This window comes from Methylobacterium sp. UNC378MF (genome assembly GCF_900103195.1).
Taxonomy (GTDB): domain Bacteria; phylum Pseudomonadota; class Alphaproteobacteria; order Rhizobiales; family Beijerinckiaceae; genus Methylobacterium.
The window spans coordinates 1-17,696 of the sequence record NZ_FMWU01000003.1; the positions used below are offsets into that span (position 1 = coordinate 1).

Consider the following 17,696-nt stretch of genomic DNA (forward strand, 5'->3'; position numbering starts at 1 on the left):
GAGCTCGATCTCCTTGGCGACCGTCACACCGTCCTTGGTGATGCGCGGGGCGCCGAAGCTCTTCTCGATCACGACGTTGCGGCCCTTCGGGCCCAACGTCACCTTCACAGCGCTGGCGAGCAGCTCGACACCGCGCAGCATCTTCTCGCGGGCATCGACCGAAAAGCGAACGTCTTTGGCGGACATGGTGGGGCGCTCATCATCTGTCGTCTGGACCCGAGGCACACCACAGCGGGCGCCTCAATGGGTAGGTCATCGTTCAAGGCCGCGAGCGGCTTGATCGGGCTAGGCGACGACGCCCAGGATGTCGGATTCCTTCACGATCAGGAGGTCCTGACCGTCGATCTTGACCTCAGTGCCGCTCCACTTGCCGAACAGGACGCGGTCACCGGCCTTGACGTCGAGCGCGTTGATCTTGCCGGCCTCGTCGCGGGCCCCTGGTCCCACGGCGACGACCTCGCCCTCCTGCGGCTTCTCCTTGACCGTATCGGGAATAATGATGCCGCCCTTGGTCTTTTCCTCGCCTTCGATGCGACGGAGCACCACGCGGTCGTGCAGCGGACGGAATTTCATTGTCAGATCCTGATCGATCCCAAGCGAGATCCAACCGAGACGGTTGGCGCTATCGCGGGAGGGGTAGCGGCGACACAGAGCATCGCGGCCCGATCGACGCATCCTTAGCACTCGACGTGTGGAAGTGCTAATGCGGTGAACGAGGTCGAGGCCTGCCGCATGGGGAGCCGGCGCGATGCCTCCCCGCTGCCGCTGCGGTTTGGACCCGGCAGCATCGAGCCTGCCTCCGTCGTCTGTCTCATGGGCAACGCCCGAATCGCCGAAGCCAGACGTTCAAACGCGGAGCGTAGCCCACCGGCTCTGCGCCACGTCTGACGCGTCAGACGTGGCGGCCGCGATGGCCTTCGGACTACATCGCGAAACCTCTCAAGAGCTAGTTTTCACTCCTGCGTCGGCTATGCCTCCCATGAGTTCGCGCGGCCGCCGAGCGGACCGACACCGGCTGGAACACCAGTTCCCTTGAAAATCCGCCAGTTGAACGACTGCATCGCACAGTATCACTGCGGCCGATGGAACTGGTGCGGCACGCCGACAACTGCGTGAGGTGAGATGTATTGTACGGCATCGTTTGCCGCTTCATGCAATCGTTAACGGTACTATGGGCTCATTGTGGCATGCCCGCAGCTGAGCGCTTGCAGCTCCCGCCATCCACGGCGGAGGGCCCTGTGCCACGCTTCTTTTTCAACATGTGCGACGGTGTCAGTTCGCCCCACGATACTCTCCAGCTTCCGAATGAGCATGGTCGTGGCGTGCCGGTCCGAAGCTTGGAGCATCGCGCGTCGTCTCCCGTCGCAAGCGAAAGCGCACGGCTCTTCCGGCCGCCGACGCCTGCATCAATCGGCCGGTGATGAATGCCAGGTAGAACCGAGGTGATCGGATGCCAGCGACATGCACCCAATGACATGCACCCATTCGGGAGGCAGTCACTTGTTCGGTCGGACATCAGACGTTCGCTGCGGCTTCCGGCTCTCCAATACGATTGAGAGCACTCGGGATCCGTGAATGCCAGACGCAGCGTTCTGGACGATCCGCGGCTCGATTTCCGGCCCGCGTGCCGTTGGAGACGGTGCGCCCGCGGCTCGATTCCCCGGGATGGCCCCCGCATCGCCGCGCAGCACCCGCTGCAGCAGGTCAGCTTCTGCGGCGCGGCCCCTCGCGCGGCCGCCCGCAACCCTTGGACCGCGCCTGGATGGCGTGCCGGCCGGTCGAGGCGCGGATCCAGTCAAGCGGGCGCGTCCTCGGGGCCCGCGGCAGGCCGCGTTCGGGCCTGTCGCGGTCAGGGCTATCTTTGTCGGCTGCGAGGGCGCAGAGTGAGGAGATCACCGGATCGGTTAATCCAGGCTCCGGTGGCTGAGGGTCCATGCCCCCGCCTGCAACGGACAGGCGCGCATGGCGGACATCATCGCGTTCTCCACCAAGCCCCGCTCGCGGCACGCGCGCCGAGCCTATCAGGTGCATCGATTCGCTCAGGGCGGCGGCGTGCTCAGGTCCTGCATCATCACCGCCCGCGACGACGGTGATGCCAGGCGGCAGGCGGCACGGTTGATCGACGGCCATCGCACCGAGCTTTGGGCCAGCAACCGCCTCGTCGCTGTCTTCGGTTCGGTCAGGAGCCCGCTCGCGATCGCGATCCAGCCTGCGGACCAGCCCACGATCGGACGGTGAAGACGGCTCCGGCCGGCCTCGCAGCATATCCAGGAGCAAGACCATGGCGACGGACAAGAAGCGCGGGAACCGAGAGACCAAGAAGCCGAAGAAGCCCGTGCCCAAGACTAACGCCGCGGCGCCCTCGAACAAGGGGACTGTCGCGGCTGCCATGAAGACCAGCGGTCGAGGCTGAGGCGATGTCCGATCACCATGGCTGCTCGGTATGATAGAGCCCGTTCGCCCGCGGATGTGCCCGGTGATGCGGAAGCTGATCGGGATGATCGTCCGCATGTCGCAGCGCCCAGGCCTTCAGGAGCAGGGAGAGCTGATTGATCAGCTCACGGAGCTCGAAACCGAGGGCATAGCCAAGCATGTTCCGTGGCGGACCGTGGAGGCGATCCGGACCACCCGATTGAAGCTGCGCGTCGAGGGCCTGATGCCCAGGACGCCGCTCCCGCGCAGTCATTGATGGACCCCAGCATGTCTGGACAGGAAGCGTGCCTGGGCGAGTGTCGCTCGCTCGTCAGCTGAGCAGAGCGTGACGGCATCGTCGCCCAGGAGCTCCTGCTTCGGTTTATCCTGCATGCGAACTGCGCGGAACGACAGGAGAAGGCAATCGACGGGCTGCTCGCGGTGGTTGAGCGGACCCGTGAGATGGCAGGATCGACGAAGGGGTGACGTCCGCAGCGGGAGGGACCTCTTGGAAGCCGCGCCTTGGCCGGCCTCGGGCGACTGGCGGTCCTGACGGGCTCACCACATCTCTTCGCTGACGAGCGCGCCGCTCTCGTCGAAGATGCCGCGCCAGCCCCTGTCATGCAGCCGGACGGTCACGCGGGTCAGACAGATGCCGTCGCCATCACTGGACGCGACGCGGGCATCGAGCCGTCCCTGCCGGTCCATGCGCTTCAGGTCTGCGGTGCTCACACCGAGTCGAGGCGCCAATTCGCGGGGATCGACAAGCCAATCACCCATGCGGCCGAATGCGAGCTTCACGGAGCAGGTCTCCATCAGCGCGGCAGCAGCTTGCGGGGCTGAGACCGACCATAGCACCCTTCCTTCTCGTCCATGCGCCCGCATCGAGCGCGGATGCGGCGAAGCCGGCGCTCCCGCGTCTCGGTCAGATGCCGATGCTGGCTGCCCCCGCCGTGGCGGCCTGTTGAACGGTGGCACCGTTCCGCAGCGCCATGGCTATGGCGATCGACATGGTGTCGATGGCGAGAGCACGATCCTGCCCGTAATCGCACGAGCTGTTCCGGCCGGAGCTGAGCCGCGCATAGTAGGCATCCGGAAACTCCTGATCGATCCGAGTCCTGAGGAGCCGTGCAGCCGCGGCGTAATTTTCCTCGAAGTTCCGATCCTTGCTTGCAGACGCGCCCTCGAACGTCCCCTCTTCCTTTCTCTTTGCGGTCGCATCGGACCTGCGCTCCTGCGCGCTGCCCAGGAAAAACTGGATCGTTTTGGAGATCAGCCACCGAATGACGGGCATCGAAATCTCCTGATCGGGTCGCGACGGACGCACCCTCACGCTTTCCATAGCACAATCTATTGGTCCCTGCGGGCTTCGCGATGTCATGCGGTCAGCCTGCGCCGGTTTGTCCTTCTGCGCGGGACATCCGTGAAACGGAGTCTGGCTGGCCGCGTCACGGTCCAGCCCCGCAGCGGTCAACAGAGGCATCGCGACGGGGGGCAGCCCGTGTCGCCCGGAGGCCCAGCGTCGGGCCTGTCGAACAGGCGACGGCGCCTCGCCTCACGGAACTTGACGATCCCCGCGATACCGCGCCGCCGGCGGTCACGACGGCGCGGTCTGCGGGCCCGGATGGACTAGAACCGCACCGCATTCGGGTGCCTTCCACACCGGCAAGGATCCCTCGCGAACGAACATGGCGAAGCCTTCGATCGCATCCGGTCGGTCGAAGTCTTTGACGTCGTGCACGGCGCGACCGAGGATGCAGGCTGAATCCGGCGCATCGGCCACAGGAGATCGGCTATCCAGCGAGAACATCACGCCGGATCGACCGGGCCGAAGCGCGTCCGGCCGTGCGCCGATCCTGCGCCACAGGCAATGCCACCGGGCGCAGGCGTCTGGCCGTTCGGGATAGATCCCGCATCTCGTTCCGGTGTTGTGCCGGCACAGGAGGCCCGCAGGCTTGTCGAGGGCCTGGATCTCCAGAACACGACAACACAGCGTGCAGGAGCCGTAGGATCAATCCAGGACGGAAGCTGCGGGAGGTCTCGGTGCCACCTCTCGTCCGCCGCAGCAGAGGCGTGTTCTGCTTGCGATGAGCCTGACCTCGCTGTCCCGTCGCTGCCGTTATGGGGCGCCGCTCTCCGCCCGGAGCGGCGGCATCCCGGCGGGAGGCTTTTCACAGCCATCGCCCCGCGACCGAGCAGGCCCCGGGCACGATCAGACCGGGACGGGTTGACGCCCGCGATCCAGCGACCGCCAGCCGGAACGCGACCTCAAGTCTTCTGCGGGGGCCTGCCAGTCCTGAAGTTTCGGGTCTTCGGTTCGGCCTTGAGCAGCTCAGGCTTGTTGGCCAGGAGTCGCTTCACCCGCTCGTTGAAGTCTTCGGGCGTCACTGCCTGCGCTTTGCCGGTCGTGAATTCGCGAGCCATCTCGGCCTCCGCTTCGTCGCCCAGGGCACGGGATTGCGCGGAGGGATACGTGGCTATGCGCCTTCTCGAACCATAGCGCCACCGCCATTTCTTCGATCGGACGGCGGGGTGCTGGACGCCACCGGCTCATGCCGGGCGGCTTGGGGCAATCGTCGACGGCGCGCTTCCGATGATGGGGCTGATCCGGCGGAAGGACGACTCGGACCGCGCACAGGCTGCGAACGATGGGCCTTCCATGCGATCGGCTCAAGCCGCCGGACGCCGTACGTGCCGCCACGCTGCGATCGCGCTTCGTCTCGCCTCGAAGGCCGTGCGCAGCCGCGTGCCGGGCGCACCCTGACGCTCCGCACCGAAGCCGTGGAGCAGAACCCCATCCGACCCGAAGACCTTCCGCATCTCGGCGCGCCAGAGGCGGTCTGTGATGGAGAGCGTGCTCTCGGTCTCCGCTAAGCGTTCGATGTCCATAGCAGATGTCCTCAGCTCGTCACCTGTCGGCACAACGCCTCGCGCCTTTTGAAGGTCCAGCTCGACCATGGAATCGGCCCTGATCGTGGATGGGCCCCGAGGGTAAGTCGTCGCGCGATCCGGCAGCCCCTCCCGCGCGGTGTCACCGCGGCGCCGAGCCCCGTGACCGAACCCGGTTTTGCCGCCGCGTGTCAGAGGGCCCGTGCGAGGCCCGCTTCCAGAACGAGGGCACTGGCCGTCTGCTGAGACAGGCGGACGCCCGTCGGCTCGACAGCGGCATCCGCCTTGACGGCGCGGCGCACGATGGCGAGCGCTTCCTCCTCGGAGCAGGTTATCGCAGCGTAGAAGATGACCAGTTGCCCGGATAGTTCCGCTTCATCGGGCCGCGTCACCTTGAGGATGAAGGCCGTCTGATTGGGCTCGATCATCGCCGCGTCCGGCGAATGGGCATTGGTGTTGATTGTCACGGGGTTCTACAGCCTCAACCGCTCGGTATTCGCAGCGACATGTTCGCGGTAGCGCGCGATGACGGCCTCGGGCGAGCCGCCGAACATCAGCGTCGTCAGGGCTTCGGCCGCGGCGTTGACCTTCTCCACGACCATCGACCGTGCTTCCGAAACGCCTTCGGGACCGCCCCAGGCCAAGCGGACCAGCCTCAGTTCGATGACCCGCTGTGACTCGATCATCAGCATCAGCGACGAGAAGAATGGATTGTACACGGTCGACTCCGCGCCGCAGGACATGCAGCTCTTGTCAAACGTACCGTGCCGCAAAACGATCCGGTCCAGAAAAGCGGACCGGTCCTTCGCGTTGATCCGGCCCGCATGAAGATCCGCGAGGTCGTTACTCGACGGGAATGCCGAGGCGCGTTCACCAAGCCGACGACGTCTGCATCGAACCGCGGGACAGGCCGTCGGAGCAGTGGGCTCGGAACCCGCGACTCCAGGCCTTCACGCTGAAGTCCGCCGCGGCGTCGAAGCCGGCCGACGGGCTACACAGTCCCGAAGCGGGACGGGGCAGTCCGGAGCGTCCTGAGATTCAAACGTTGGACAGCCGTGTCCGACGATCCGGACGAGTCCCGCCGATTAGAGCCGCGGCCGATTCCGTGCCCCCCATCCGGAGGTGCCCGCGTCAGCGGGCCTCGAAGCAGGACTCAAGGGATCGCGCGGCGGGCCGGGGACCTCCTTCGACGCCTCCGCTTCGCTTCGGCACCTCAGGATGAGGGCGAGGAGAGGATGAACCCAACTCCGCACCACGCGAGCGCCCCGTCGTCGACCGGCTCAACGTGACCGGGAACAGCTCTAGCTACAGGATACCGGCATCTATCCCGCAGCCCCGACCGGTCGAAACCGTTCAGGAGGCAAGTGTGAGTTCGCCCTCCCGCACGGCACGCTCGCCGCCCGCGGACCTGATCCGGTAGGTCGGCTCGCCGGAACGGTCGTCCGGTGTCAGGCGAACCACCTCGAAGAGGCCGTCGACGATGCTCTTATTGCCGGCATAGCTGAGCCCCAGCTGCCGGACGTGCTGGCCGATTTTGAACTTGTGAGACATGGGGCGTCCTCCAGAATACGGGTGCGCGTCGGAGAGCCCGACCTACCGGCGGGCTCGCGCCTTGCGGGCAGCGAAACGCGCGTCGCGCGTGGCTTTCTGTTCGGCCGCGAGGTTCGCCTGCCGCTCCGCCTTCTCGGCAGCTTCGCGGACGAGTTCGGCCGCGGCATGCGCCATTGCGGCCTGAGCCTCAACCGCGCGCTCGGCCTCGGCGGCGAGACGAGCCGCGTCCCGCTCGGTCGCTCGGACGTCGCGCGCCTGAACGACGGCGCGCCGTGCCGCCTCCCGTGCGAGGACAACCGGATCATCCGCGGCAGGACGTGCCCGGAACCGGGCGAGTGTCACCTGTCGCGCTTTGGCGATCGCGTCGAGACGATCAACGAGCTGATTGGTTCTGAATTGGCCCACGTACATTCCCTATGCGCACCACGGCACAGCCGCGGTTGCGAGAAGCAGATGAAGCCGCTCCCGAGGGAACGGCTCCGAAACTCGTCAGAGGCAGATGAGCGAGGCTCAAGCGGCCTGAAGGCTGCCGGCCGACTGCTTGCCGGTACGCCGGTCGGTCTCCATCTCGTAGGAGACCTTCTGGCCTTCGTTCAGGCCCTGCATTCCGGCGCGCTCGACGGCCGAGATGTGGACGAAGACGTCCTTGCCGCCGTCATCCGGCTGGATGAAGCCGAAGCCCTTGGTGTCGTTGAACCATTTAACGGTGCCGATGGTCATAGGTATTCCATATCAGTTTAGGCAAATAAAAGTGTCGGGCGCATGGTTGCTACGCGCCCGGTCGCTGATCGTCGAGAATGGGAGAAATGCAGGGCGCTCGCCCTGTTGAGGCGATGCGGCCGAATATCTGGCCAAAATTCGATGGATCATCTGTACGCTATCGGCGCGACAATCACAACCACAAAAGATAAACACGCATTTTACGCCAGGATATCCGCAGATTATTTGCCCCACAATTTCGCTTCAGGGATCTTGGCGAGCAATCGAGAGCGGCGCCGGGTCGGCTTCCGCCGCATCGTGGATTCGGCTGCTTCATCGCCGCCGGCACTAGCTGCGCGCGGCGACGTCTATCGGGCGATGAAGGCGTTCAGCCGGCTTGATGTCGGCGCGCGTGCTGATCATGCGCCGGAGTTCCTGATGCTCAGCCCGTTGCGGCCGGAGGTCCGGAAGAATGCAAGGCTGACATCCGTCCCGTGTCCGACCGACGAAGCGTTGCTGGTCTGACGGCCCAAGCTGTGAACGAGTCACGGTTAGCCAAGCCGTTGCGCGCACGTTTGCCGACAGAGCCGAGCGTGGCAAGCACCTCCGGGCCGCTTCGCTGCCTTTGAGCTCAGGTCATCGAGCGATGCGATCACCTGCGGTCTCTGACCCTGCGCGCTCGAAGCGAAGGGTCAACATCCGAGCCCGATTGAGAGAGAGCAGATTATCGGCGACCGAGCCCGACATCATCGTCGCGAATTCTTCCCTGGTCACCCCACGGCTCTTGAAGGACTCCACGACCGTGTCCGCATGCGCCATTTCCAGGAGATCGCGCCTGATTTCCATGGTCGATGGGATTGATATCTTGCGGCCAAAACGCTTTCGATCAAGCATAATAAATCTCGCTTCCTATGGTGGCCTGCGCTCAAGCAGCCGACAATCCGAAACTGGGATTTTGGGCCGACCGACGTAAGTTTCGTGCCTTCGAGAAAACGATATTCCATTCTGGATAAATTACCATATTTATATTTATCGGCCCTGGCAAAAAACTTTCGCGGCACCATTTACTGGAAGACGCCGCATCGTTCCGTTGTCAGCGGCGGCGCGTGCGCGCTGCGACTCGCGCATGTGTCACCGGACGGGCCCAGCCCCTCTTACGTGCTGACCTCGGCAAGCCGGTGAAGCGCTTAGCTGCCGGCATGCCGGATGCCGGGGAAGGCACTGGGTACGACGAACCGTCCGTGCGCCACCGGCCGATGGGACCACTCGAGCAGGCGGTGAGCTGCCCCACCAACGCTCAAGCAGCGACGGCGGACGGTGGCCGCCGCTTGGCCACCTGCGCGTGAATGCGGTCTGTCCATGAAGGAGGGCGTGATGGTTCAACCCAGACTTACGGGCTTGGAGTTCAGCTGGTTCACCAAGTGCCAGATGATGGCTTCGAACTACGCGCAGCATTGGGAGATGGTTTTGGAGCCCGATCTCGAAAGCCTGGTTCAAGCCGTCGCCTCCGATGCGCGGACAAGCTTCACCGGGCCGCAATCCATGAGGCGCGTTGCCGAACGGCTGACACTTGCCGCAGACGCGATTGCCGCGGCAAGCGACGATCAAGCTCAGGATGCGGATGTCCGCCGCGAGGGCGCCCGTTGCACCGCTGCGCTGCAATACCTGGCCTCGCAATTGGAGAGCGCGGCGACGGGCGTCGAAGCATGGAAGCATCTGTCCGCCTCCGCGCCCGAAACAGATCAGGTACCGTCAGCGTGACCGCGAGAAACCAAAACATCTCGGCAGCTGCCAGCTCGAAACATTCTGCTTATCTAGGCATTGAATAGGTCACATGATCATCTTCAAGCCGAACCCTCATAAGCTGCAGGTCAAACCATCTCCGAAGGAGCCGGGCCGGTTCGACTGGGCGATCACGCGGGACGATGTGATCGTGCGCCGATCGGTTCGGTCATTCGGCTCGGAGGGCGCTTCGGAGGCGAATGGCGACGCGGCTCTTCGTGAGATCACGGCGCGTTGGCAGGACGCGCGATAACGCCGCAAACGGCCTGACTCTGTATCAAACCGGATCGTCGCTCCAGCGGGCATGCCAAGCCCTGCGGTCGGGTCAGGCGGGTCCGATCCGAGCCGGCGTCCGGACCCAGGCTCCCCAGCCTGCCGGACGGTGGCGCAGACCACGCGCCGTACCGGCGTCATCAGACCCGCGTCACCCTCTAACCTCGCAGCGCCGAGTCCGAGACGGCTTGAGAGCGCCTCGTCCCGATAGCGGGAGAAGCACTTTCCGTCGGTCCGCACCCGCACTGCGCGTCCATTCTCGATGAACAGGATCAATCCCATGACCGGCCGACCAAGAACAGCGTGGCTGCTTTCGGCCCTGCTCGGCTCCGCGGCAGCGCTGGGAGCGTCCGCGCTCTATGCCGCCTCACGGGCGAAGCAGGCCGAGCGTCGGACGCCGCCGATCGGCGCTTTCCTGACCGTGGATGGCGTGCGCCTGCACTACGTCGAGCGCGGGCGCGGCGAGACACTGGTGCTGATCCACGGCAACGGCACCATGATCCAGGATTTCCTGAGCAGCGGCATCGTCGACGATCTTGCCAGGCGCTTCCGCGTGATCATCCTCGACCGGCCCGGCTACGGCTACAGCGATCGACCCCGCGGTGTCTGGACGCCGCGAGCCCACGCGACACTCTACCAGAAGGCCCTGCAGCAACTCGGCGTCACGCAGGCTGTGGTGCTCGGGCACTCCTGGGGGACGCTGGTTGCCATCGCCCTCGCCCTGCAGGCCCCCCGGCTCGTCCGCAGCCTCGTTCTGGCGTCGGGCTACTACTACCCGACCCTGCGCGCCGACGTGGTTCTCGCGTCCCCAAGCGCGATCCCGATCCTCGGCGACGTCCTGCGCCACACCCTCTCCCCGATTGCTGGCCGCGCTCTCCTTCCGGCGATGATCAAGGGCATGTTCGCCCCGGCCGCTATCCCCGCGCGCTTCGATCGGGAGTTTCCTACGGACATGATGCTGCGGCCGCTGCAACTGCGCGCGTCCGCAGAGGACGCGGCGCTGATGACGCCCGTCACGGTCGAGCTTCAGCGGCACTACCGTGAACTGAACCTCCCCGTCGTGATCATCGCCGGCGGTGCCGATCAGATCGCGGATGTCGATCGTCAATCGCGGCGGCTGCATGGCGAGGTGTCCGGCAGCACGCTCACCGTGGTTCCCGGATTGGGTCACATGATCCATCACCTCGCGCCCGATCAGGTCGTCGCAGCCGTGGAGCTTGCCGCGCAGCGCGCGCGTGCCGTGGCGGCCTGAGGAGTTCCGGCGCGCAGACCTGGGCGGCAGCGCGTGCTGCTCCGGGTCAGCGGCAAGGTCGGCTTGGCATCATGTCCATCGCCTGAACAGCCACATCACCGACGTCCGCCTCCCGGGGTGCCTCGACGGCCCTGAGACGCTCGGGCAGGTCGGCCCGCTGACGCCGCGCGACAGCCTGCGGTGCCACGGATTCGCGTCGCGATGAGACCCCGACGCGGCCAGGCGGCTCTTCCATGCCGGCCCCGCCCTGGCCCCTTCGCGCGGCGTCTCGGATCTGCCAGACAAGTCCGGATCCGCGGCCGGATACGCCTCCGAACGCAAACCTGCCCGGCGTTCCGTGTTGCGACGCAACAAGACGATGATGCGCGGGTTGTCCCAGCGCTACCCTCGCATCGACCAGTGAGGGACGGCATCGGGTTACATGCTCGCCGAGCGAGTCCTGGATGCTGCCGCCCCGCAGAAAGTCTGAACCCCGATGCGCTCCATCCCGGCCACCATCACGATCCTTGCTGCCGCCCTCGCGCCGTTGCCGGCCCTGGCATCGTCCTGCGCCGAGCAGATCGGCACGATCGAACGGCGTCTCGACAGCGCCGGCGCCGTTCAGGTGACCGGCCTGCAGGCGGGTCACACCCTGCGGACCGGATCGCTTCGGGGCGTGCAGGCCGCCCGCCGCGATGCCCCGAGCGACCCCGCCCTGGTCTCGACGGCCGGTGGCGTGGCGAACGCCAGGATCCTCATCGTCCGTGCCGTCGACGAGGACGGGCGCGGCGACAAGAGGGCGTGCGAGAACACCATGAGCGAGGTCAAGGGCATGATCGGCGCGTTGCCGTAGCCCGATCCGATCGCCGCCGGCAGAGCCTCCCGCGAGAGCGAAGCGATGAACCGGCACATCCGAGCCGGGAGATTATGGCCGTGTTGGACGTCGACCCGTCGCGCGTCTCCGTCGCCGGCCTGTTCTCAGGGAGTGCGGCCGCGGCGGTGATGTAACCGCACCTCGACGCGGCCGCCGGCATCCACTCGGGATTGGCCTGCGGTTCCGCCGGCTCGATCGCGTGCGCCTTCCGCGATGCGCCGGGGCGCCCTGCTCCAACCATGACAGGCCGCGCACCCGGTGCCGGCCATCGTCTTTCACAGCGACAGGGACACGACCGTCCCGCCGGTCAACGGCGGCCACGCCCTTGCCCAGTCGCAGACGGAGGGACACCTTCCCGTCGCCACCGTCGAGGAACGCTCAGTGGGCCGAAGGGCACGCGATCGATTTGACCGAAGCGAACAGCCTCTGGTCATCGGAACACTGGCTTCTGCACGGCGCCGGCCATGCCTGGGTCGGCGGCCATCCGTCCGGCCCGCACACCGACCCGACCGGCCCCGATGCTGCCCGAAGATGATACGCTTCGTCCTGTCCTACGCGAAGCGCCGCCGAGCGCGCCGACCCTGACGCCCTTCGCGGATGAGCCGGACCGGACCAGCCCTTGAGGAGCGCACCTTGGTCGATCTCCGCATCCACCACCGGACGACGTATCGCTATAGGCAGCCGGTCGGGCTGGGGCCGCACCGCCTGATGCTGCGGCCGCGGGAAGCACGGGACCTGAGGCTGATCTCGAACGACCTCAGGGTGACGCCGGACGCAACCGTGACCTGGGCCTACGACGTTGCCGGGAACGCCGTCGCGACGGCCAGCTTCGCATCGCCGTCCGACAGCCTCGTCATCGACAGCCAGGTTCACGTCGAACTGTCCGCGGCGGCCTATCCGGTCTTCGACATCGCCGCCGCGGCCATCGCGTTTCCCTTCCGGTACGCCGATGACGACTGGACGGACCTCGGAGCGCTGACGATGCGACAATGCCCCGACGGTGGGCACCTGCAGCACTGGGCCCAGGGGTTCGTGGCGGGCTGCCCGACCGACACTCTGTCGCTCCTCAAGGACATCAATGCCGGGGTGGGCAGCGGCATCACCTATCAGGCTCGGGAAGACGAGGGCACGCAGACGCCGGAGCAAACCTTGTCGTCGGGCCTGGGCTCCTGCCGGGATCTCGCCACGCTCTTCGTCGAGGCGGTCCGGAGTCTCGGTTTCGGCGCACGGATCGTGTCGGGCTATCTCTATGACCCCACGCGCAGCCTGCTCGGATCGGCGGATGCCGGATCCACCCACGCCTGGGCCGAGGTCTACCTCCCGGGCGCCGGCTGGGTAACCTTCGATCCGACCAACCGCAGCGTGGGCAGTGCGAACCTGATCCCGGTCGCCGTCGCGCGCGACATCCGCCAAGCCATGCCGGTGACGGGTAGTTTCGTCGGTCCGGCCGAGGCCTTCCGCGACATGTCTGTCGCCGTTCAGGTCGCTGACTGACCTGTGCCCCGGGCCCGAGGCGCCGGCTGGCAGGTCGCGGTTTGGGCAGCCAAACCCTCGTTTCAATCCGGAAGGCCCTGGCGGACCGACCGTCGCGGACGCGCCGACACCAGGAACGCGCCGGGCTGGGCACAGTTCACCTTCTAATGGAAACCTATGTCCTCGTCGTCGCCGGGTTCGGTGTCCTGGTGCTTCTGACGGCATGGCTGCCGATGGTGCTCCGGGCGCTCCCCCTGTCCCTGCCCATCTGCTGCGTCGGCATCGGCGCCGCTCTCTCCGGCATCCCGGCTGTGGCCGACCTCACGCCCCATCCGGGCTTGCACCTGAAGCTTATCGAGCACGCCACCGAGGCCGTTGTCGTCATCGCGTTGATGGGCGCGGGCCTGAAGATCGACCGGCTCATCGGCTGGAAACGCTGGGCCGTGACGTGGCGGTTGCTCGGCATCGCGATGCCGCTGACGATCCTGGCCTTGACGGCCTTGGCCTCGACCCTGCTCGGACTCGGGGTCGCCGCGGCGCTGCTGCTGGGTTCGTCCCTGGCGCCCACGGATCCTGTGCTCGCGTCCGACGTCCAGGTCGGCCACCCGGCCGAGGACCACGAGGACGAGCCGCGCTTCGCCCTGACTTCCGAGGCCGGGCTCAACGACGGCCTCGCCTTCCCGTTCGTGAATCTGGCCATCGCGCTCGCCGGAGGCGGTGGCCTGGCCGGCCTGTCCTGGTCGCACTGGCTGGCGGTCGACGTCCTCTGGAAGATCGCCGTGGGTGCCGTGCTCGGGGCGGTCATCGGCCGGGTGCTCGGCTGGCTGACCTTTCACCTCCCGAACCTATCGAAGCTCTCCCGGACCGGCGACGGCTTCGTGGCCCTGGGCGTGACATGCCTTGCCTACGGTATCGTCCAGGCGGTCGACGGCTACGGCTTCATCGGCGTGTTCGCCGCAGCCCTGGCGCTCCGCTCCTCGAGCCGGGGGCACGCCTATCATCGCAAGATGCACGACTACGCCGAGGAGCTGGAACGCCTCCTGATGATGGTGCTGCTCGTCGGCTTCGGCGCCGTGCTCGTCGGCGGAGGCCTGCTCCAGGCTCTCACCTGGCAAGTCGTCACGTTTGCCCTGATCGCACTTCTGGTCGTTCGTCCCCTGAGCGGGTGGGTCGGCATGCTGGGCAGCGCCCGGGCGCTGGAAGAGCGCGCAGTCGTGAGTTTCTTCGGCATCCGGGGGCTCGGGACCGTCTACTATCTCGCCTATGCCTGCGGGCAGGCCACGTTCGAGCGCGCGGACCTTCTCTGGGCCACGGCTGGTCTGACGGTTCTGATCTCGATCCTCATGCATGGCGTCACGGTCACGCCGACGCTGCGTTTGGTCGACCGCCGGATGGGCCGGGCGACGGAGAATTCGCAACTCGGCCTGGTGCTGACCTCGCCATGACGAAGACGCCGCCACGGTATCGCGCCGTTTCCGTCAAGAACACGTAGGAACACGAGGGTTCAGGAGCGGCAAGCCGCCGTGCTTGCGACGGCACAGCGGTGTGGGTTGGCGGGAACGCGGTCGGTCGGGGGCCTACGTCCGGGCAGGCGTCAGGCGTCGTGGTCCTTGTCGATGCGCCGGCCCGATGCCTCCGGATGACAGTCCGACCGAGGTAATCCCGTTCGCCGGCGACGGCGATGTAGGCGTCGTTGACGTATTCGAGCACGTGTTCCCGGCCGCGCAACACGGCCACGAACCCAGGCATCTGCTGGAGCAGGGCCTGCTGCCGCTGGCGCTCGGATGCGGCCTTGCGCTCCGTCAGGACCTGCCGGGTCGTCTCCGTGCAGGCGCAGAACAAGCCGATGACCGAACCGTCTTCCCCCGGCACCGGCGTGTAGGAGAATGCGAAGTGGGCCTCTTCCGGGTAGCCGTTCCGGTGCAGGGTGAGTTGCAGGTCGTCCATATGCACCGGGTCGCCCGCGAACACGCGGTTCATCGGCGACCCGACTTCGTCCCGGACCTCAGGCCAGGTCTCGAAGAACGGGCGGCCCAGGGCCGCCGGATGCCGGGCGCCCAGCATGGGCGCGTAGCTGTCGTTATAGACCAGGGTCCGGTCGGCGCCCCAGGCGATGAACATCGGCTGGCGCGAGCTGAGCATGACGCGCATCAGGACTATGAGCGAGTGCGGCCAGTGCTCCCGAGGTCCGAGGGACGTCGTCGACCAGTCACGGTCGCGCATCAACGCGCCCATGACGCCGCCGCCCGCGAACAGCGAAGGGTTCGACATCATCGGCCCGGGCCGGTCTCAGAGCCCGCGGACAGTCGGGCCGTCGAGCCGGGCTGTCCCGACCCCTTCTTCTCCCTGACGCGAAGCGGCCGGGCGGCCATGCGGCTCAGGGCGCCGGCGAGGGCATCGTTCACCGCGGCCAATGGGCCGTGGATCCGAGCGGGCAGCGAGGCGATCTGGGCCCCGTGGCGGGGGTGTTCGGCGAGCATCTGCAACTTCTAGCACATGCGGCCCTCGGGTATTCCCTTCCGCGACGCCATAGAAGCGTCCATCCGGTCGATTGAGGATGGCTCACGCCGCTATCCGGGCCGGGCGGGAACGCGGCGTTAGGGACGTTGCGGTTTAGAGCGCCTAACAGAACCGTCTGATCTGGTTGAGGGTGATAAGGCTTGCTGCGAGGCTGGTGTAGGGCAGAAGCGGGCGTGCCATCCCCACCAACGCCTGCCCAAACGATCCGTGCCCGTTCTGTTAGGCGCTCTCAGCCGAGGTCCGCTTCGGATTTGCCCAAGCATGCCACCGAGTGGAGATGGGCGCGTTCCAGAACGTCAGCTTGCGGGCGGCGGGTCAGCTTCTGCAGTCCATTCCGAGTCGAAACTCCTGGACGGCGAAAAGGTCGCGTTCGGAAGGCGCGAACCGCTGTCAGCACAGCTGACTTGGACGGGAAGCAGAGCAGCGGTGCCGGAACGGTCACGCCAGAGCGGCTTCCGATGGTGACGTCTGGAATACGGACCACGGCACTGACGGGCGGTTTCGACTGCTCTGCCATGCGCGCAATTTCAGGTGCCGTACCTACATCTGCAATGAGCCGTGAGCGAGTGGGGCGATGACGTCCGCTCTCACGTATGGCCGCACGAAAGCCGGCCATCTGAAAAACCACCCATAGCAGCCGATCCAGGTTGTTCGGTTCAGGTGTGAGTTTCGCGACCGGAGCGGCGACATCAGTCCCGGTTGCGCGTGGCGGGTCCTGTGGCCTCGGAATGCATGTCAGGGCCCGCCACCTCGAAGGCTCGTTGATTACGGCTTGTTGGCTGGAGCCGGATTTGTCGTCGTTGCCGGAGGCGCAGGGTTTGCCGGCGCAGTGCTCGCAGGAGGCGGAGGAGCCGGGGGGGTCTCGGCCTTCTTCTCGTCTTTGCAGGCCGTGAGCGCGAGCAGGCCGACGAGCGGCAGCAGATAGCGAATACGCATGAGCGGTCCTCCTGTTTGGCCAGAGTAGGCGGTGAGGAACGTCATCCGACCGCTGTTCGATCCAGCGCGCTGGGATCCCGGCCGCGATCCTGATGCCGGTTCATCATGGGTAGCGCTGACATGACCGGCTGGCTTTGGACCGGGCTGATTGAGAGGATCAGCCTGGACCGGAGGAGTTGGGGATGACGCGAGGACAACGGCCGCGCCATCGTTGCCCTGGCGTCCGAGTACGGGCGCTACGGCTATCGCCGCGTTACCGCGCTGCTACAGCCAGCGGGCTGGCGAGAGGCAAGGACTAGGCCCATGGTTCGGCAAGCTCACCATGAGGACATCTGGCGTCGCGAGGGGCTGAAGGTCCCCCGGCCGACATGGGCCGCAGAGGCGCCTCTGGCCGAACGACGGCTCGGGCAAACGCGTGCGGCCGCTCCACCGCAACCACGTGTGGAGCTTCGACTTCGTGCAGGTCCGGACGCACCACGGACAAAGCCTGCGCATCCTGACGCGGATCGACACGCACAGCCGGGCTTGCCTCTGCTCAAAGGTGGCGCGGCACATCCACAGCTTTGGCGTGATCGAGGCGCTGGTCGACGCGATGTGCCTGCACGGCGTCCCGGAGCACATCCGCTGCGATAATGGTCCCGAGATGATCGCGAAAGCGCTACGCAAATGGGTCGCCGAGGCGGGCCCACGGATCCAGTACATCGCGCCAGGACCGCCGTGGGAGAACGGTCACTGCGACGGCTTCAACGGCAAGCTCCGCCACGAGTGACTACGCCAGGAGATCTTCTCCTCGCTGGCCGAGGCGCAGATCGTGAGCGGTCTATGGCAATCCACCTACACCCGTGTCCGACCGCATTCGTCGCTGGGCTATCGGCCGCCCGCGCCTGCCAGCTACCCAGACCTGGCCTTGCGGCTACCCTTGGCCGGGACCATGCACCAGCCTCGCAGCTGGCCCGATCCAAAATACCGGTCAGGTCAAGACTTGATGATTTCACGCCCGCAGGGCGTCGGGTCGGTCTTCAGCTAAAGTTGAGCGCCCCTAACATGCATTAAGTC

At 66.3% G+C, this 17,696-nt stretch carries 24 protein-coding genes and 1 pseudogene; 11 read left to right on the top strand and 14 right to left on the bottom strand.

Features of this window, described 5'->3' with window-relative positions:
• Both BLT59_RS03455 and groES read right to left on the bottom strand, forming a co-directional pair.
• On the bottom strand, positions 1–186 hold a 186-nt coding region (locus tag BLT59_RS03455; protein ID WP_279603349.1), incomplete at its 3' end, for a TCP-1/cpn60 chaperonin family protein.
• A gap of 99 nt (positions 187–285) precedes the next feature.
• Positions 286–573 (bottom strand): co-chaperone GroES, encoded by a 288-nt coding sequence (groES, locus tag BLT59_RS03460; RefSeq protein ID WP_091776580.1) that lies wholly within the window; start codon positions 571–573, stop codon positions 286–288.
• 1,389 nt (positions 574–1,962) lie between these two features.
• Here groES and BLT59_RS03465 point away from each other — a divergent pair.
• The 3 genes from BLT59_RS03465 (at position 1,963) to BLT59_RS03470 (ending at position 2,689) form a co-directional block, all read left to right on the top strand.
• A complete protein-coding gene (locus tag BLT59_RS03465) occupies positions 1,963–2,238 on the top strand; it encodes a hypothetical protein (protein ID WP_091776582.1) in 276 nt (91 codons plus the stop codon).
• A gap of 43 nt (positions 2,239–2,281) precedes the next feature.
• On the top strand, positions 2,282–2,413 hold the full coding sequence (locus BLT59_RS32100; RefSeq protein ID WP_280141026.1) for a hypothetical protein: 132 nt from the start codon (positions 2,282–2,284) through the stop codon (positions 2,411–2,413).
• A 66-nt stretch (positions 2,414–2,479) separates the two neighbouring features.
• Positions 2,480–2,689: a hypothetical protein gene (locus BLT59_RS03470; protein ID WP_244513814.1), complete on the top strand. Its 210-nt coding sequence runs from the start codon at positions 2,480–2,482 to the stop codon at positions 2,687–2,689.
• Between the two features lie 281 nt (positions 2,690–2,970).
• Here BLT59_RS03470 and BLT59_RS03475 read toward each other — a convergent pair whose 3' ends face one another.
• From BLT59_RS03475 to BLT59_RS03515, 10 genes are all read right to left on the bottom strand, one after another.
• On the bottom strand, positions 2,971–3,213 hold the full coding sequence (locus BLT59_RS03475; RefSeq protein WP_091777164.1) for a DUF6522 family protein: 243 nt from the start codon (positions 3,211–3,213) through the stop codon (positions 2,971–2,973).
• A gap of 124 nt (positions 3,214–3,337) precedes the next feature.
• Complete coding sequence (locus BLT59_RS03480; RefSeq protein WP_091776586.1) at positions 3,338–3,706, bottom strand: hypothetical protein; 369 nt, start codon at positions 3,704–3,706, stop codon at positions 3,338–3,340.
• 303 nt (positions 3,707–4,009) lie between these two features.
• A complete protein-coding gene (locus tag BLT59_RS31675; protein ID WP_244513815.1) occupies positions 4,010–4,222 on the bottom strand; it encodes a hypothetical protein in 213 nt (70 codons plus the stop codon).
• A gap of 458 nt (positions 4,223–4,680) precedes the next feature.
• Positions 4,681–4,836, bottom strand: coding sequence for a hypothetical protein (locus tag BLT59_RS31115; protein ID WP_175543916.1), 156 nt, complete (start codon positions 4,834–4,836; stop codon positions 4,681–4,683).
• A 246-nt stretch (positions 4,837–5,082) separates the two neighbouring features.
• On the bottom strand, positions 5,083–5,301 hold the full coding sequence (locus BLT59_RS03490; RefSeq protein ID WP_091777166.1) for a hypothetical protein: 219 nt from the start codon (positions 5,299–5,301) through the stop codon (positions 5,083–5,085).
• 191 nt (positions 5,302–5,492) lie between these two features.
• Positions 5,493–5,729, bottom strand: coding sequence for a hypothetical protein (locus BLT59_RS03495; protein ID WP_091777168.1), 237 nt, complete (start codon positions 5,727–5,729; stop codon positions 5,493–5,495).
• Positions 5,730–5,774: 45 nt separating this feature from the next.
• On the bottom strand, positions 5,775–6,020 hold the full coding sequence (locus tag BLT59_RS03500) for a hypothetical protein (protein WP_091777170.1): 246 nt from the start codon (positions 6,018–6,020) through the stop codon (positions 5,775–5,777).
• 634 nt (positions 6,021–6,654) lie between these two features.
• Positions 6,655–6,852 carry a hypothetical protein gene (locus BLT59_RS03505; RefSeq protein WP_091776590.1) on the bottom strand — a complete coding sequence of 66 codons (198 nt, stop codon included), beginning with the start codon at positions 6,850–6,852 and terminating at the stop codon, positions 6,655–6,657.
• A gap of 42 nt (positions 6,853–6,894) precedes the next feature.
• The gene (locus BLT59_RS03510; protein ID WP_244513816.1) at positions 6,895–7,257 is read right to left on the bottom strand and encodes a DUF6481 family protein; all 363 of its coding nucleotides are present in this window, start codon (positions 7,255–7,257) and stop codon (positions 6,895–6,897) included.
• Between the two features lie 105 nt (positions 7,258–7,362).
• The gene (locus BLT59_RS03515) at positions 7,363–7,572 is read right to left on the bottom strand and encodes a cold-shock protein (protein ID WP_012329763.1); all 210 of its coding nucleotides are present in this window, start codon (positions 7,570–7,572) and stop codon (positions 7,363–7,365) included.
• 141 nt (positions 7,573–7,713) lie between these two features.
• On the opposite strand from BLT59_RS03515, the gene BLT59_RS30470 reads away from it, so the two are divergent.
• Positions 7,714–8,076 (top strand): hypothetical protein, encoded by a 363-nt coding sequence (locus BLT59_RS30470; RefSeq protein WP_139173899.1) that lies wholly within the window; start codon positions 7,714–7,716, stop codon positions 8,074–8,076.
• 111 nt (positions 8,077–8,187) lie between these two features.
• Here BLT59_RS30470 and BLT59_RS03520 read toward each other — a convergent pair whose 3' ends face one another.
• Positions 8,188–8,445 carry a hypothetical protein gene (locus BLT59_RS03520; RefSeq protein ID WP_139173901.1) on the bottom strand — a complete coding sequence of 86 codons (258 nt, stop codon included), beginning with the start codon at positions 8,443–8,445 and terminating at the stop codon, positions 8,188–8,190.
• 480 nt (positions 8,446–8,925) lie between these two features.
• Between BLT59_RS03520 and BLT59_RS03525 the strand changes: the two genes are divergently transcribed.
• The 6 genes from BLT59_RS03525 to BLT59_RS03550 all read left to right on the top strand — a co-directional run bounded on the left by BLT59_RS03525 (position 8,926) and on the right by BLT59_RS03550 (position 14,629).
• On the top strand, positions 8,926–9,312 hold the full coding sequence (locus tag BLT59_RS03525; protein ID WP_139173903.1) for a hypothetical protein: 387 nt from the start codon (positions 8,926–8,928) through the stop codon (positions 9,310–9,312).
• 73 nt (positions 9,313–9,385) lie between these two features.
• Positions 9,386–9,586 (top strand): hypothetical protein, encoded by a 201-nt coding sequence (locus tag BLT59_RS03530; protein ID WP_091776598.1) that lies wholly within the window; start codon positions 9,386–9,388, stop codon positions 9,584–9,586.
• A gap of 300 nt (positions 9,587–9,886) precedes the next feature.
• On the top strand, positions 9,887–10,858 hold the full coding sequence (locus BLT59_RS03535) for an alpha/beta fold hydrolase (protein ID WP_091776599.1): 972 nt from the start codon (positions 9,887–9,889) through the stop codon (positions 10,856–10,858).
• A gap of 475 nt (positions 10,859–11,333) precedes the next feature.
• Positions 11,334–11,690, top strand: coding sequence for a hypothetical protein (locus BLT59_RS03540; protein WP_091776601.1), 357 nt, complete (start codon positions 11,334–11,336; stop codon positions 11,688–11,690).
• 654 nt (positions 11,691–12,344) lie between these two features.
• Positions 12,345–13,205, top strand: a complete 861-nt coding sequence (locus BLT59_RS03545) for a transglutaminase family protein (protein ID WP_091776603.1) — start codon at positions 12,345–12,347, stop codon at positions 13,203–13,205.
• Positions 13,206–13,351: 146 nt separating this feature from the next.
• Positions 13,352–14,629, top strand: a complete 1,278-nt coding sequence (locus BLT59_RS03550) for a cation:proton antiporter (protein WP_091776605.1) — start codon at positions 13,352–13,354, stop codon at positions 14,627–14,629.
• On the opposite strand, the gene BLT59_RS03555 is transcribed toward BLT59_RS03550, so the two are convergent.
• Complete coding sequence (locus tag BLT59_RS03555; RefSeq protein ID WP_244513817.1) at positions 14,544–15,326, bottom strand: PAS domain-containing protein; 783 nt, start codon at positions 15,324–15,326, stop codon at positions 14,544–14,546. The two genes, BLT59_RS03550 and BLT59_RS03555, sit on opposite strands and share 86 nt — an antisense overlap.
• A 1,203-nt stretch (positions 15,327–16,529) precedes the next feature.
• Between BLT59_RS03555 and BLT59_RS31680 the strand changes: the two are divergent.
• Positions 16,530–17,574: pseudogene (locus BLT59_RS31680) on the top strand (integrase core domain-containing protein); the annotation flags it as partial.
• Positions 17,575–17,696 lie beyond the last annotated feature (122 nt).